Raw genomic sequence first — 15,261 nt, forward strand, 5'->3', positions numbered from 1 at the left:
GATCGGTCATGTCACCGCTCAACCGCGCGCGCGCGGCGCAAGCGCGGCATCGACCAGCCGTGCCGCCAACTCCGCTGCTTGCCCGGCATCGAGCGCGGCACCATCGGCGCCGGCCGCTAATGCCCGCGCATTGTCGCCGCCGATGGCATGGCCACCGACCAGAATAATCAACCGTGGATTGATGGACACGCTGCGCAGGGCCCGGATGACCGAAGGAAGCGGCGCCATATGGCAGTCCCCACTGACGGTCAATCCAACCAGATCATAGTGGTCGGACGCGAGACAACGGCTGATATCCGACACGCCGACATCGCTCAGCCGGTCGGCATGCCAGCCGCGCCCGGCAAAAACCTCGGCAATCAACACCGTACCCAAACCATGGTGATCGCCCGGCATCGTGGCGAACAAGGCGCGTCGACCTTCGGTGCCGTCGGTCGTCTCGCGCAACCGGCGCGCGCCGAGCTCGTGGACCAGCTCCTGCAGGCGCCACACGCCCATCGTCACTTCGATGAAATCGCAGCGATCCTCTTCCCACAGCGTGCCGAGCCGGCGCGCGATCGGCGCGATCAGGTCAATCAGCAGTGTCTCCGTGGATACGCCACGCGCGAGCAACCGCTCGATCCGCTCGCTCAACTGCTCGGCTTCGAGCGCCAGGACCAGCGGCAATATGTCCTCGATGTCGCCAGTCGAGATGCGCGGGTTCTGCGCGGCGAGGTCGATCACGGCGGCCGAGGGCCGGCTCAGCGCGACCATGCGCGGGATTACTTCGCCGCTGATCAGCGCGGCAAGCTCGGCGGGGGAACGCTCATCGCCCGTCGCGCGATCGACTCGACGCGTGGCACCGCGAGGCGGTGCGCCCCGGCTTCGAGCAAAATCGAAAAACGACGCCATGCCCCGCTCTCCTCAGCACAGGCTGCCCCGGGAGAACCGTCGTCGAGATAGGGTAGCTCACCCACCGGAGCCCTCCGCCCCGTCGACTCGGTCCCGTTCTGGATAGAGCGGTCTGACCGGAACGGAGCTTATTGCGACCGAGTCCCGTTGTAAAGTTTTCTATACGTCAATTTAAGTTGACACTTGCCGCGACCGAGTCCTACTCTTCTGCTTGGAAGGATGGCCTGCGGAAACGATGCGCGATAAGCGAACTTCCACAGCGAAAGGCCGGACCCCTGGGGGATTGGCACTTTACACGCCCGAGGAGCGTGCGCGCCGCGACGCGACTCGGTGGACGCTGGTGCAGGGTATCCTCGCGCCCATCCAATTCGTTGTTTTCCTGGTCAGTCTGGCGCTGGTGCTGCGTTATCTCACGACCAGCGAAGGCGCGATGGCCGCAACGGCGTCGGTCGTCGTCAAGACGTTGGTCCTCTACACCATCATGGTCACCGGCGCCGTTTGGGAAAAAGTGGTGTTCGGCCAGTGGCTGTTCGCCCGCGCCTTCTTCTGGGAAGACGTGTTCTCGATGCTCGTGCTGGCGCTGCACAGCGCGTATCTCGCGGCGCTGATCGGCGACTGGGGCAGCCCGCAAGCGCGGATGGGCATCGCGCTCGCCGCTTATGCTGCGTACCTGATCAACGCGACTCAATTCGTGCTCAAGCTGCGCGCCGCCCGATTGCAGGCGCCGGTGGCGAGCCCGCCCTTGTCCGCGGTGGCGGCATGACGCCCCCGCTCTCACTCGCCCCCGCCACCGGCGCCGATTGCCAGCCGGTGCTGCGCGAGCGCGGCCAGCGCGAAGTATTCTGCGGCCTCACCGGCATCATCTGGCTGCATCGCAAGGTGCAGGACGCGTTCTTCCTCGTCGTCGGGTCGCGCACCTGCGCGCATCTGCTGCAATCGGCCGCCGGCGTGATGGTGTTCGCCGAGCCGCGCTTCGGCACCGCGATCATCGACGACAAGGATCTGGCAGGGCTCGCCGACGCCAATGAAGAGCTTGATCGCGTCGTCGATCAGCTGCTCCGCCGTCGTCCCGATATCCGCATGCTGTTCCTGGTCGGCTCGTGCCCGAGCGAAGTGATCAAGCTCGATCTGTCGCGCGCCGCGCAACGCTTGTCCGCCAAGCACAACCCGCAAGTCCGCGTTGTCAATTATTCGGGCAGCGGCATCGAAACGACCTTCACCGAGGGCGAAGATGCGTGCCTGGCGGCACTGGTGCCCCAGCTGCCCGTTGCCACCACGGATGCGCCCGAGCTGATGATCGTCGGCGCACTGCCTGACATTGTCGAGGATCAGTTCCTCCGCTTGTTCGCCGAACTCGGCATCGCCAAGGTGCGGATGTTGCCGCCGCGCCGCTCGAGCGATTTGCCGCCGGTCGGAGCGAACACTCGCTTTCTGCTGGCCCAGCCTTTCCTCGGCGAGACCGCGCGGATGCTGGAGGATCGCGGCGCGGTGCGGCTCGACGCGCTGTTCCCGTTCGGCGCGGAAGGCACGACCGATTGGCTCCATGCCGCCGCCCGCGCGTTCGGCATCGACGAGATGCATTTCCGCGCGGTGATCGCGCCGGGCCGCGAGCGCGCCAAGCGCGCGATCGAGCACAGCCGCGAACGACTGGCGGGCAAGAGCATCTTCTTCCTGCCCGACTCGCAGCTGGAAATCCCGCTCGCCCGCTTCCTCGCGACCGAGCTCGGGATGACGCCGATCGAAGTCGGCACCCCCTATCTCCACCGCAAGCATCTGGCGGGCGAACTTGCCCGATTGCCGGCAACGACGCTGATCAGCGAAGGCCAGGACGTCGACCGCCAGCTCGATCGCGTCCGGGCGTCGAAGCCCGACCTCACCGTTTGCGGCCTCGGCCTCGCCAACCCGCTGGAAGCCGAAGGGCTGACGACGAAGTGGGCGATCGAGCTGGTCTTTTCGCCGATCCACGGTTTCGACCAGGCCGGCGATCTCGCCGAACTCTTCGCGCGGCCGTTGCGGCGCCGCGACGTGCTGAGGGTGTAGCGCGATGCAGCTCACCGTCTGGACTTATGAGGGACCACCCCATGTCGGCGCGATGCGGATCGCCACCGCGATGGAAGGCGTTCACTATATTCTCCACGCGCCGCAGGGCGACACTTATGCTGATCTGCTGTTCACGATGATCGAGCGGCGCGGCAAGCGGCCGCCGGTTACCTACACGACGTTCCAGGCGCGTGACTTGGGCAAGGATACCGCCGAGCTGTTCCAGTCGGCCGCGCGCGATGCCATTGCGCGGTTCCAGCCGCAGGCGCTGCTGGTGGGCGCGTCGTGCACCGCCGAGCTGATCCAGGACGATCCCTCGGGCCTGATCGACGCGATGAACCTCAGCATTCCGGCGATCCCGCTCGAGCTGCCAAGCTATAGCCGCAAGGAAAATTGGGGCGCGGCGGAGACGTTTTACCAGGTCGTGCGGAAGCTGGCCGACACGTCGGTGCGTCCCGCTGACATCGCTGGCCGTCGCCCGCGCGCCAACCTGCTCGGGCCGACCGCGCTCGGCTTCCGGCACCGCGACGATGTCGTCGAGATCACACGATTGCTCGATCAGATCGGCGTCGACGTGAATGTCGTTGCTCCGCTCGGCGCCTCGCCGGACGATATCCGCCGCTTGGGGCAAGCCGATTTCAACATTCTGCTTTATCCCGAAATCGGCGACACCGCCGTGCGCTGGCTGGAAAAGCAGTTCGGCCAGAAAACGGTGCGCACCGCGCCGATCGGCCATGGCGCGACGGTCGATTTCATCCGCGAGGTCGCCGAGGTTGCCGGCATCGACGCCAGCCATGTACTGAGCAATTCGCGGCTGCCGTGGTGGAGCCGCTCGGTCGATTCTACGTACCTCACCGCCAAGCGCGTCTTCATTTTCGGCGACGCGACGCACGCGATCGCCGCGGCCCGGGTGGCGCGTGACGAGCTCGGCTTCGAGGTCGTCGGCCTCGGCTGCTACAATCGCGAATTCGCCCGCGACCTGCGCGAGGCGGCCAAGCTCTACGGCGTCGAACCGCTGATTACCGACGATTATCTGGCGGTCGAGGACGCCATCGAGCGGCTGCAGCCCGAACTGGTGCTCGGCACGCAGATGGAGCGCCACATCGCCAAGCGCCACCGCATTCCCTGCGCGGTCATCTCGGCGCCGGTCCATGTCCAGGATTTCCCGGCGCGCTACTCGCCGCAAATGGGCTTCGAGGGCGCGAACGTGCTGTTCGACACCTGGGTCCACCCGCTGGTGATGGGGCTGGAGGAACATCTGCTGACGATGTTCCGCGACGATTTCGAGTTCAGCGATGCCGCCGGCGCGAGCCATTTGGGGCATGGCACGGCGCACCCTGCTCCAGACTCCAACCGTCACCCCGGACTCGTTCCGGGGTCCACCGCGCCATTGGAAACCGCGGTGCTAGTGGAGGCGTGGACCCCGGAACAAGTCCGGGGTGACGTAGAGGTAATAGCGCAGGGCTGGACCCAAGACGCCGAGCGCGAGCTTGCCAAAATCCCGTTCTTCGTCCGCGGCAAGGCGCGGCGGAATACCGAGAAATATGCGACCGAGCGCGGCATTGCGCCGATCACGCTCGACACGCTCTATGACGCCAAGGCGCATTATGCGCGGTAGCACGCGCCCCGCCCCTGCCGGCACTCCGGTGCGCGTCGTCGTCGTTACGCTCGACAACCATTTGTCGGGCGCGTTCCAGCGTGCGCAGGCGGTGTTCGACCGGGCGCATCCCGGCGTCACCATCGGCTTCCACGCTGCGGCGGATTGGGAGGAAAAGCCCGAAACGCTCGCCGCTGCCAAGGCTGACATCGCCCAGGGCGACATCATCCTGTGCACGATGCTGTTCCTTGAGGATCACATCCGCGCGGTGATACCGGACCTCGTCGCCCGCCGCGAGGCGTGCGACGCGATGGTCGGCCTCATGTCCGCCGGCGACATCGTCAAGCTCACCCGCATGGGCGATTACCGGATGGACAAGCCGGCATCGGGCCCCATCGCGCTGCTCAAGAAACTGCGCGGATCGGGCAAGCCCGGCGCAAGCTCCGGCGCGGGGCAAATGAAGATGCTGCGCCGCCTGCCCAAGATATTGCGCTTCATCCCCGGCACCGCGCAGGATGTACGCGCCTATTTCCTGACGCTGCAATATTGGCTGGCGGGCAGCGACGACAATGTCGTAGACATGATCCGCGCGCTGATCGACCGTTATGCCGATGGCGAGCGGCGCGGCTTGCGCGGCGCGATGAAGGCAGCGGCGCCGCGCGATTACCCCGAAGTCGGCGTCTATCACCCCGCCATCCCCGGCCGCATCGGCAAGCTGGCGTCGGATGTGCCGCAGCGGCGCGGCGCCAAGGGCACGGTCGGCCTCCTCATGCTACGCAGCTATGTGCTCGCCAAGGATGCTGCGCATTATGATGGCGTCATCGCCGCGATGGAGGCGAAGGGCCTCAACGTCATCCCCGCTTTCGCCGGCGGGCTCGACGGGCGCCCGGCGATCGACGCGCTGTTCCTGCGCAACGGCAAGCCGGTGGTCGATGCGGTCATCAACCTGACCGGGTTCAGCCTGGTCGGCGGGCCTGCCTATAACGACGCGGCACTGGCAGAGGATATCCTGGCGCGGATCGACCGGCCGTACATCGCCGCGCACCCGGTCGAATTTCAGACACTGCAAAGCTGGGGCGCCAACCCGCAGGGCCTGTTGCCGCTCGAATCGACGATGATGGTGGCGATCCCCGAGCTTGACGGCGCGACCAACCCGATGGTGTTCGGCGGCCGCTCGGACGGGTCGGACGCGCCGTGCACCGGGTGTGCGCGCGGCTGCACCTTCCCGCCCTCGACCACGGTGCGCGCGATGCAGAGCTGCCCCGAGCGCGCCGAAATGCTCGCGGCGAAAGTGCTCAAGCTGGTCGAGCTGCGCCAGGCGCGCATGGCCGAGCGGCGCATCGGCATCGTGCTGTTCAACTTCCCGCCCAATGCCGGCGCGGCGGGGACGGCGCAGTTTTTGAGCGTGTTCGAGTCGCTGTACGCGACGCTCAAGCGGCTCTCGGCGGAAGGCTATCAGGTCGAGCTGCCCGACAGCGTCGACGCGCTGCGCACTCGCATTCTCGAGGGCAATGCCGCCCGCTTCGGCGCCGAAGCCAATGTCCATGCCCGCGTCAGCGCCGACAGCATCGTCGCGCGCGACCCGCATCTGGCCGAAATCGAAGCAAACTGGGGCCCCGCCCCCGGCAAGTTGCAGGCTGATGGCAGCGGCGTGCGCATCCTGGGCGAGCGCTTCGGCAATGTGTTCGTCGGCATCCAGCCCGCGCTCGGCATCGAGGGCGACCCGATGCGGCTGCTGTTCGAGGGCCGCTTTGCTCCGACGCACGCGTTCAGCAGCTTCTATCGCTGGCTGCGCGAGGATTTCGGCGCGCATGCCGTCCTCCATTTCGGCACGCATGGCAGCCTGGAATTCATGCCCGGCAAGCAGGCAGGGCTCACCGCGCAATGCTGGCCCGACCGGCTGATCGGCGCTGTGCCCAACATCTATCTCTACGCCGCCAACAACCCGTCGGAAGGCGTGCTTGCCAAGCGGCGGTCGGGCGCGACCTTGGTCAGCTATCTGACCCCGGCGCTCGCCAATGCCGGGCTATACAAGGGGCTGGCGGACCTGAAAGCCTCGATCGACCGCTGGCGCAGCGCCGATCCGGCCAGCGACGAAGCAGCAACGCTTGGCGAGATCATCGCCGAGCAGGCCGCAGCGATCGACCTTGACGGGCATGACGTCCCCGCGCTCGCCGCCCGCCTCTACGAAATCGAGCGTGAGTTGATCCCGCATGGCCTGCACGTCGCCGGCAAGGCCGCGACTCGCGAGGAGCGGATTGACATGCTCGCCGCGACCGCCACGGCCAAGGGCGAGGCACTGTCGATCGACACCGTGACCGCGCTGGTCGATGGCCATCTTCGCGCCGATACCGATCTGCTTCGCGAACTCGCCGCGCTCGACTCCGCGCTCGCCCGCAACGAAGAGCTGGACGGCCTCGTCCATGCGCTCGGCGGCGGCTATATCCGCCCGGTCAGCGGCGGCGACATCCTGCGCAGCCCCGATGTGCTGCCGACCGGGCGCAACATCCACGGCTTCGACCCCTTCCGCATCCCGAGCGCCTATGCGGTGCGCGACGGCGCAGAGCAGGCCGCGCGGCTGATCGAGCGCGGCGTCGCCGATAGCGGCCGCGTCCCCGAAACCGTCGCGATGGTGCTGTGGGGCACCGACAATCTGAAGAGCGAAGGCGCGCAGATCGCGCAGGCGCTGGCGCTGATGGGCGCGCGGCCGCGGTTCGACAGCTATGGCCGGCTGGCCGGTGCCGAACTGATCGCGCTCGACGACCTCGCCCATCCGCGCATCGACGTGATCGCCACGCTGTCGGGCGTGTTCCGCGACTTGCTGCCGCTCCAGACCCGCATGCTCGCCGAAGCTGCGCTGCTCGCCTCGACCGCTGACGAGCCGGTCGAGCGCAACTTCATCCGCAAGCACACGCTGGCGCATCAGGGCGCGCACGGCTGTGACGTCGAGACCGCCGCCCTGCGCGTCTTCTCCAACGCCGAGGGCGCGTATGGCGCCAACGTCAATCTGATGATCGATGGCGGCGCCTGGACCGACCCCAATGAACTGGCCGATTGCTTCGAGCGGCAAAAGGGCTTTGCCTATGGCGTGAAGGGCACGCCGGTGCGCCAGGCCGCGATTCTGGCGAGCGCGCTCAAGACGGTCGATTGCGCCTACCAGAATCTCGAATCGGTCGAACTCGGCATCACCACGATCGACCAATATGTCGACACGCTGGGCGGCATCAGCCGCGCGGTCACCCGCGCCAAGGGCGAAGCGGCGCCGGTCTATATCGGCGACCAGACGCAAGGCGCGGGCAAGGTGCGCAGCTTGCAGGAGCAAGTCGCGCTCGAAACCCGCACCCGCATGCTCAACCCGGCCTGGACCGAAGCGCTGCTTCGCCACGGTTACGAAGGCGTCCGCCAGATCGAGGGTCATCTCACCACGACGATGGGCTGGTCGGCGACGACGGGCGAAGTCGATGCCTGGGTCTATCAGCGGATCGGCGAGACGTACGTGCTCGACGCCGCCATGCGCGAGCGGCTCGCCGCGCTCAACCCCAAGGCAGCGGCGCGCGTCGCCAACCGGCTGATCGAAGCATCCGATCGCAATTACTGGACTCCCGACGCGGCGACGCTCGCCGCACTCCATGCCGCCAGCGATGAACTCGAGGATCGTCTCGAGGGTGTCGTTGCGGTGGCGGCATAAAGGAACGATATCATGGCGTTAGACGACCCCAAGAACCGCGCGGATGGCGAAGGCTCGCTTCAGGTCGCGCTCGACCCCAAGGACATGATCGGCAGCGCCAAGGTGTTCGCCATCTATGGCAAGGGCGGCATCGGCAAGTCGACCACCTCGTCCAACTTGTCGGCCGCGCTGTCGCTGCTCGGCAAGCGCGTGCTGCAGATCGGCTGCGACCCCAAGCATGATTCGACCTTCACGCTGACCAAGAAGCTGATGCCGACGGTGATCGACGTGCTGGAAACGGTCGATTTCCACCACGAGGAATTGCGGCCCGAGGATTATATGTTTGAGGGCTTTAACGGCGTGATGTGCGTGGAAGCTGGTGGGCCGCCGGCGGGCACGGGCTGCGGCGGCTATGTCGTCGGCCAGACGGTCAAGCTGTTGAAGCAGCACCATCTGCTCGAAGAAACCGACGTGGTGATCTTCGACGTGCTGGGCGACGTGGTGTGCGGCGGTTTCGCCGCGCCGCTGCAGCATGCCGAGCGCGCGGTGGTCGTCGCATCGAACGATTTCGACAGCATTTTTGCGATGAACCGCATCGTCGCCGCGATCAAAGCCAAGTCGAAGAATTACGAAGTGCGGATGGCCGGGGTGATCGCCAATCGCAGCGTCGCGACCGACGAGATCGACCGCTTCAACGACGCGACGGGTCTCAAGCGCCTCGCCCATTTCCCCGACTTGGACGCGATCCGCCGCAGCCGCCTGAAGAAGTGCACACTGTTCGAGATGGAGCAGACGCCCGAAGTCGCCGCCGTGTGCGACGAATATAAGCGGCTCGCCGCGCAGCTTTGGGCCGGCACCGACGCACTCGACGCCAACCCTATGAAAGACCGCGATATTTTCGAGTTTCTGGGGTTCGAGTGATGGCGAGCAGCACCTATTCCCTCTATCGGTCGCGGCTGCAGACCTATTTCGACCAGACGGCGAGCGCCACCTGGGCGCAGCTGACGTCGGACGCGCCGGTGAGCGGCATCCGCGCGACGGTGCGCGCCGGGCGCGACCGGATGCGCGCGACATTGCTCGACTGGCTGCCCGCCGATCTGCGCGGGCAACGCCTGCTCGATGCCGGCTGCGGCACCGGCGCACTGGCGGTCGAAGCCGCGCAGCGCGGCGCCGAAGTAGTGGCAATCGATGTTGCCGGTAGCCTGGTATCGATCGCGCAGCAGCGCGCGCCGGCGGGTCTTAAGATCGACTGGCGCGTCGGCGATATGCTCGACCCGGCGCTTGGCGAGTTCGACCATGTCGTCGCGATGGATTCGCTGATCCATTACCCCGCGTTCGAGATCGTCGAGATACTGCGCACCCTGGCCGAGCGCACGCACGGCTCGATGGTTTTCACCTTCGCGCCGCGCACGCCTGCTCTGACGCTGATGCACACCGTCGGCAAGCTGTTCCCCAAGGCCGATCGCGCACCCGCGATCGAGCCGGTCGACGAGCGCCTGCTGCGCACGCTCCTCGCCAACGCACTGCCCGGGATGCGGGTGGCGGCTGGTCAACGCATCATCAGCGGCTTCTACACCAGCCACGGCTTCAAGATGGTGCGGGCATGAGCGGTCGCGCCACCCAATTCTGGCTGCGCATCGGTACGCGCTTCCTGCCGTTCGCCGATGCCGCGACCAAGGAATTGCCGCTCGGCCGGCTGCTGCGCCTCTCGCTGTTCCAGGTTTCGGTCGGTATGGCGGCGGTGCTGCTGACCGGCACGCTCAACCGGGTGATGATCGTCGAGCTGGGCGTGCCCGCCTCGCTGGTTGCGATCATGGTGTCGCTGCCACTCGTCTTCGCGCCGTTGCGCGCGCTGATCGGCTTCAAGTCCGATCATCACCAAAGCTATCTCGGGTGGAAGCGCGTCCCCTATATCTGGTTCGGCACGCTGATGCAGTTTGGCGGCTTTGCCCTGCTCCCCTTCGCGATGCTGGTGATGACCGGCGGCGGCCACGGCCCCGCGATCATCGGCGAGATCGGCGCGGCGATCGGCTTCCTGCTCGTCGGCGCCGGGATGCACACGACCCAGACCGCGGGCCTCGCGCTCGCGACCGACCTCTCGCCCCCGGACAAGCGCCCGCGTGTCGTCGCGCTGCTTTATGTGATGCTGCTCATCGGCATGATGGCATCTGCGCTCATCATCGGCCGGCTGCTCGTCCATTTCACCCCGACGCGGCTGGTCGAGGTGGTGCAAGGCGCCGGCGCGCTGACGATGGTGCTCAACATCATCGCGCTGTGGAAGCAGGAAGCGCGCAACCGCGACGCGACGCGCCACCAGGAGATCAAGCCCAGCTTCAAGCAAGCCTGGGCGATCTTTGCAGCGCAGCCGCGCGTGATGCGGCTGCTGGTCTCGGTCGGCATCGGCGCGGCGGCGTTCAGCATGCAGGATGTGTTGCTCGAGCCTTTTGGCGGACAGATTCTGGGCTTGTCGGTCGGCGCCACCACCTCGCTCACCGCGCTTTGGTCCGTCGGCATGCTGACCGGCTTCGCCGTCGCCGCGCGCGAGCTTGGCCGCGCCGCCGATCCGCACCGGCTGGCGGGTTATGGCGCGGTGATCGGCATCGCTGCTTTCCTATGCGTCATCTTCTCGGCCCCGCTCCATGCGGTGGCGCTGCTCGCGATCGGCGCGACATTGATCGGGCTGGGCGGCGGCCTGTTCTCGGTCGGTACGCTGACCGCGGCAATGGCGGCATCCGAGGAAAGCTATAACGGCCTGGCGCTTGGCGCCTGGGGCGCGGTGCAAGCGACCTGCGCGGGCGCGGCGATTGCGCTCGGCGCCTTTGCCCGCGACGCGGTGTCCGCCGTCGCGCAAGACCTGGGCCCGGTGCTCGCCAATCCGGCGACGGGCTATGCCATGGTCTACAGCTTCGAGATTTTCCTGCTGCTCGCCACGATTATCGCGCTCGGTCCGCTGGTTCGCGGCCGGGCGAGCGATGCCGCCAGTAACGTACCGTTTGGATTAAGTGAATTTCCTGCCTGAAGGGGATACGTCATGCACCTGCAAATCACCCCGCATATCGACGTTGCGCTGATCGCGCTCAACGCGTTCTTCCTGTTTTTCCTGGGGTTAGTCATTTACCTTCGCCGCGAAGACCGCCGCGAAGGCTATCCGCTCGAGGATGAGCTGACCGGGCGGCTGGAAAGCGCCGGCGGCCCGATCCTGACCGCGTCGCCCAAGACCTTCCGCCTGTCGTTCGATCGCGGCTCGGTGACCGCGCCGACCAAGGGCCGCGAGCCCGTCGAAGTCGCCGGCGCACGCCGCACCGATCGCTTCCACGGCGCCTCGATCGAGCCGACCGGCAACCCGCTGGTCGACGGTGTCGGCCCCGCCGCCTGGGCCGATCGCGCCAAGCGGCCCGACATCGATTGGGAAGGCCGCCCGCGCATCGTGCCGATCAGCACCGATGACGGCTTCTTCATCGCCAAGGGCGATGCCGATCCGCGCGGCTTTGCCGTGGTGGGTGCCGATGGCAAGGTCGCCGGCAAGGTGGTCGATCTCTGGGTTGACCGCGCCGACCGGCTGATCCGCTATCTCGATGTCGAGCTGTCGGTCGGCAAGCGCGTGCTGGCGCCGATGGCGATGGCAACGATTCAGGGCGAATATCACCGCGTCTCGCTCGATGCGATCACCGCGGCGCAATTCGCCGATGTGCCCGCGATTGCCGGGCCCGACACGATCACGTTCTACGAGGAAGAGCGGATCGTCGCCTATTTCGGCGGCGGCTATCTTTACGCGACGCCCGATCGCGCCGAGCCGCTGCTGTGATCACCGAGTACGAAGCCGAGCCGATCCCCGGCCTGCCGGGTCTGCCGCCCAAGGGCGAGCATATCCTGTGGCAGGGATCGCCCGACTGGCGGGTGCTGGCGCGCACCGCGTTCCACGCCCGGATGGTCGGCGGCTATTTCGCGGTGCTCACCGGACTGGCGGCGATCATGGCGATCCGGTCGGGGAACGTCACCGGGCTCGCCATCACCGCCTGCCTGGGCGTGGTGGTGACGGCGCTGCTGACCGGCCTGGCCTGGTGGGCGTCGCGCGGCACCATCTATACGCTCACCAACCGGCGGATCGTACTGCGCTTCGGCATGGCGCTGCCCAAATGCGTCAATCTGCCGCTGGCGCTCGTCCAGTCGATCGACCTGCATGCGCATCATGACGGCAGCGGCGATGTGTCGATCGCGATCAGCGGGCGGCAGGCGATCGGCTATATGATGCTGTGGCCGCACGCCCGCCCGTGGCGCCTCGCGACGCCCGAGCCGATGCTGCGCGCGGTGCCAGACGCGGCGAAGATCGCCGATCGGCTGGCGCAGGCCTGCCGCGCGGTGGCGCCGGAAGGTACGACAATGGCCGTCTCGGCAGCCCCCGCCCGTCTCACTCCTCAACCACAGGCAGCTCTCGCATGACCGCGCTTCACCGCCCGCACGACCCCACTGTCCCCCCCGGCGCACTGATCGCCGCGGGCGTGCTGGTGGTGAGCGTCATCGCGACCGCCGGCTTCATGCGGCTTGCTCAGGTGCCTGCCGCCGCGACGCCGGCGCTGGTCCGCGCTGCTGACCATGCCGTGCCGGTGACGACCCGCGTGCTGAGCTTCGCCGATCGCGCCGATGGCGGCGTCGCCATCACCGATGTGACCTCGGGCCGGCTGGTGCGGGCGATCGAGCCCGGCGAGCAGCAGGGCTTCATCCGCGGCGTGATGCGCGGCATGGCGCGCGACCGCAAGCTGCGCGGCATCGGCGCGGCACAGCCCTTCACACTGACGCTGTGGCAGGACGGCCAGCTCTCGCTGATCGACCGCACCACCGGTCGCGCGCTCGAGCTGGGCGGGTTCGGCGAGACCAATCGCCAGGCGTTCCTCGCGCTGCTCACCACGCCGGAAGCCACGAAATGATCGGTCTCGGCCGCACCTCGTTCGACACGCCCTGCCGCATCGCGGTCGAGCATAGCGACGAGTTTCTGTGCGCGCATGTCGAGCTGGCCGGCGACGTGCCGATCCACCCCGGCGACCGCGTGCTGGTGCATGGCGAAGCGATCAGCGTCGGCTTTGGCGAAAGCGCGGTGTTCGATCGCACCGCCACCGTCACCCGCGCCAGCGCGATCGAGCGGCTATGGACCAAATTCGCCGGCCATTTCGAGATGACCGAGCTTTACGAAGTCAGCTTTTCCGGCGGGAGCCTAAGATGAACGCGATTACCCCGATCAATGCCGCGCCAGACGCCAAGCCCGATGTCATAGCGATTGCCTGCCAGAATACGGTGCTCACCCCGCGCTTCTACACCACCGATTTCGCGGCGATGGACCGCATCGACGTTTCCGCCGTCCGTGCCGAATGGGACCAGCTGATTGCCGAGATGCAGGCCGACCCCAACAAGCGCCATTTCAAGCGCGACGGCAGCTTTGACGGCGTGATCGAGAGCCTGCCCGACGATCTGCGCCCCGAATTCGTCGACTTCCTGGTGAGCTCGCTGACCGCCGAGTTTTCCGGCTGCATCCTCTACGCCGAAATCCAGCGCCGCGCGAAGAACCCCGACGTCAAGATGCTGTTCAAGCTGATGAGCCGCGACGAGAGCCGCCACGCCGGCTTCATCAACGATACGCTGAAGGACGCCGGCATCGGCATCGACTTGGGCTTCCTGACCAAGACCAAGAAATACACCTATTTCCGGCCGAAATTCATCTTCTACGCGACGTACCTGTCGGAGAAGATCGGGTATGCGCGCTACATCACCATTTATCGCCACCTGGCGCGCCACCCGGAGCTGCGCTTCCACCCGATTTTCAACTGGTTCGAGCAATGGTGCAACGACGAGTTCCGCCATGGCGAGGCGTTCGCGCTGCTGATGCGCGCCGACCCCAAGCTGCTCTCCGGCCACAACAAGCTGTGGATTCGCTTCTTCCTCTGCGCGGTCTATGCGACGATGTATATCCGCGACCATGATCGCCCCGCCTTCCACAAGGCGCTCGGCATCGACCCCAGCGATTATGACCGCCGCGTTTTCCAGATCTGCTCGGAGATTACCCGCCAGGTGTTCCCCGTGGTGCTCGACACCGAGAACCCGGCCTTCCTCGCGGGCCTGGAGCGGATGCGCAAAGTCTCGGCCAGGCTCGATGCCGCCAAGGCGCAAGGCGGTGTTCTCGGCACGCTGAAGCGCGCGGCGCTGCTGCCGGTGGCGGCGGTGAATTTCGCGCGGCTGTTCTTCGTGCCCGTCGAGCGCAATGCGCTGCCCGTCGCCACCCGGCTGGCCGCCGCCTGGTGACGTTTCCGCCGCTCCTGTTCGCGATCATCGCCTGGTTCGTTGGCACCGCTGCGGTGGTGTGGCTCGACAGCCGCCCGCGCCGGACCTTTGGGTTGAGCTTCGCGCTCGCCGGCATCGCCGCACTGGCAGCGACGGTGTCGGTGCGCTGGCTGGCGGCCGGCAGCGACTGGACCAGCGCTTATGCCGGCTTTGCCGCCGCGATCGTGATCTGGGGCTGGCACGAAATGGGCTTTCTGATGGGCTTCGTCGCGGGACCGAGCAAAGCGCCCTGCCCCGCTGGCCTGACCGGTTGGGCGCGCTTCAAGGCGGCGACCGCGACGGTGATCCACCACGAAATCGCCCTCGCCCTGCACCTCGCGCTGCTCGTAGCACTCAGCTGGGGGCTGCCGAACCAGGCCGCACCGCTCACCTTTGGGCTGCTGTTCGTCCTGCGCTTGTCCGCCAAGTTCAACCTCTATCTCGGCATGCCGAATTTGAGCGACGAAGTGTTTCCCGAGCATCTCGCTTATCTCAAAAGCTATTTCCGCAAGGCAGCCATGAACCCGCTGTTTCCGTGGTCGATCGCGCTGGGCGTAACGGTCACGCTGATCGCCTGGCGCTTTGCCGAAGCCGCACCGGCCAACAGCGCCGCCGCCGCGACCGGCGCGCTCATCGCCGGCCTCGCCGCGCTCGGCGTGGTCGAGCATTTGTTCCTCGTGTTGCCGATGAAAGACGCCAAGCTGTTCCGCTGGGCCAGCGCCAAACCAACCGATAAAATCACCGTGGGGAGTTAAGG

The 15,261-nt window shown here is 66.8% G+C and carries 14 protein-coding genes; 13 read left to right on the forward strand and 1 reads right to left on the reverse strand.

The features are described from left to right. Positions 1 to 18 precede the first annotated feature (18 nt). A complete protein-coding gene (locus ACLB0R_RS11610) occupies positions 19 to 891 on the reverse strand; it encodes a cobalamin B12-binding domain-containing protein (RefSeq protein ID WP_416643530.1) in 873 nt (290 codons plus the stop codon). Positions 892 to 1,126: 235 nt separating this feature from the next. Between ACLB0R_RS11610 and bchF the strand changes: the two genes are divergently transcribed. From bchF to puhE, 13 genes are read left to right on the forward strand one after another with little or no spacing between them, the layout of a single operon-like run. Continuing rightward, on the forward strand, positions 1,127 to 1,654 hold the full coding sequence (gene bchF, locus ACLB0R_RS11615; protein WP_416643529.1) for a 2-vinyl bacteriochlorophyllide hydratase: 528 nt from the start codon (positions 1,127 to 1,129) through the stop codon (positions 1,652 to 1,654). Continuing rightward, positions 1,651 to 2,931, forward strand: coding sequence for a ferredoxin:protochlorophyllide reductase (ATP-dependent) subunit N (locus ACLB0R_RS11620; RefSeq protein WP_416643528.1), 1,281 nt, complete (start codon positions 1,651 to 1,653; stop codon positions 2,929 to 2,931). Before bchF ends, ACLB0R_RS11620 begins: the two co-directional genes overlap by 4 nt. A 4-nt stretch (positions 2,932 to 2,935) precedes the next feature. Then, entirely contained in the window at positions 2,936 to 4,549 is a 1,614-nt protein-coding gene (gene bchB, locus ACLB0R_RS11625) for a ferredoxin:protochlorophyllide reductase (ATP-dependent) subunit B (protein WP_416643527.1), read from the forward strand. Further along, entirely contained in the window at positions 4,539 to 8,216 is a 3,678-nt protein-coding gene (locus ACLB0R_RS11630) for a magnesium chelatase subunit H (protein ID WP_416643526.1), read from the forward strand. The genes bchB and ACLB0R_RS11630 overlap by 11 nt, the downstream gene beginning before the upstream one ends. Positions 8,217 to 8,228: 12 nt before the next feature. After that, complete coding sequence (bchL, locus tag ACLB0R_RS11635) at positions 8,229 to 9,116, forward strand: ferredoxin:protochlorophyllide reductase (ATP-dependent) iron-sulfur ATP-binding protein (protein ID WP_416643525.1); 888 nt, start codon at positions 8,229 to 8,231, stop codon at positions 9,114 to 9,116. Further along, a complete protein-coding gene (gene bchM / locus ACLB0R_RS11640; RefSeq protein WP_416643524.1) occupies positions 9,116 to 9,802 on the forward strand; it encodes a magnesium protoporphyrin IX methyltransferase in 687 nt (228 codons plus the stop codon). The genes bchL and bchM overlap by 1 nt, the downstream gene beginning before the upstream one ends. After that, a complete protein-coding gene (locus ACLB0R_RS11645) occupies positions 9,799 to 11,214 on the forward strand; it encodes a BCD family MFS transporter (protein ID WP_416643523.1) in 1,416 nt (471 codons plus the stop codon). Before bchM ends, ACLB0R_RS11645 begins: the two co-directional genes overlap by 4 nt. Before the next feature lie 12 nt (positions 11,215 to 11,226). Beyond that, a complete protein-coding gene (gene puhA, locus ACLB0R_RS11650; protein WP_416643522.1) occupies positions 11,227 to 12,000 on the forward strand; it encodes a photosynthetic reaction center subunit H in 774 nt (257 codons plus the stop codon). Continuing rightward, positions 11,997 to 12,635, forward strand: a complete 639-nt coding sequence (puhB, locus tag ACLB0R_RS11655; RefSeq protein ID WP_416643521.1) for a photosynthetic complex putative assembly protein PuhB — start codon at positions 11,997 to 11,999, stop codon at positions 12,633 to 12,635. Before puhA ends, puhB begins: the two co-directional genes overlap by 4 nt. Then, positions 12,632 to 13,120: a photosynthetic complex assembly protein PuhC gene (gene puhC, locus ACLB0R_RS11660; protein ID WP_416643520.1), complete on the forward strand. Its 489-nt coding sequence runs from the start codon at positions 12,632 to 12,634 to the stop codon at positions 13,118 to 13,120. Before puhB ends, puhC begins: the two co-directional genes overlap by 4 nt. Continuing rightward, entirely contained in the window at positions 13,117 to 13,413 is a 297-nt protein-coding gene (locus tag ACLB0R_RS11665; RefSeq protein ID WP_416643519.1) for a hypothetical protein, read from the forward strand. Before puhC ends, ACLB0R_RS11665 begins: the two co-directional genes overlap by 4 nt. After that, positions 13,410 to 14,486 carry a magnesium-protoporphyrin IX monomethyl ester (oxidative) cyclase gene (gene acsF, locus ACLB0R_RS11670; RefSeq protein WP_416643518.1) on the forward strand — a complete coding sequence of 359 codons (1,077 nt, stop codon included), beginning with the start codon at positions 13,410 to 13,412 and terminating at the stop codon, positions 14,484 to 14,486. Before ACLB0R_RS11665 ends, acsF begins: the two co-directional genes overlap by 4 nt. Further along, a complete protein-coding gene (puhE, locus tag ACLB0R_RS11675; protein ID WP_416643517.1) occupies positions 14,483 to 15,259 on the forward strand; it encodes a putative photosynthetic complex assembly protein PuhE in 777 nt (258 codons plus the stop codon). The genes acsF and puhE overlap by 4 nt, the downstream gene beginning before the upstream one ends. The last annotated feature ends 2 nt before the right edge of the window (positions 15,260 to 15,261 follow it).

The organism is Sphingomonas sp. GlSt437, assembly GCF_048015635.2.
Lineage (GTDB): Bacteria > Pseudomonadota > Alphaproteobacteria > Sphingomonadales > Sphingomonadaceae > Sphingomonas.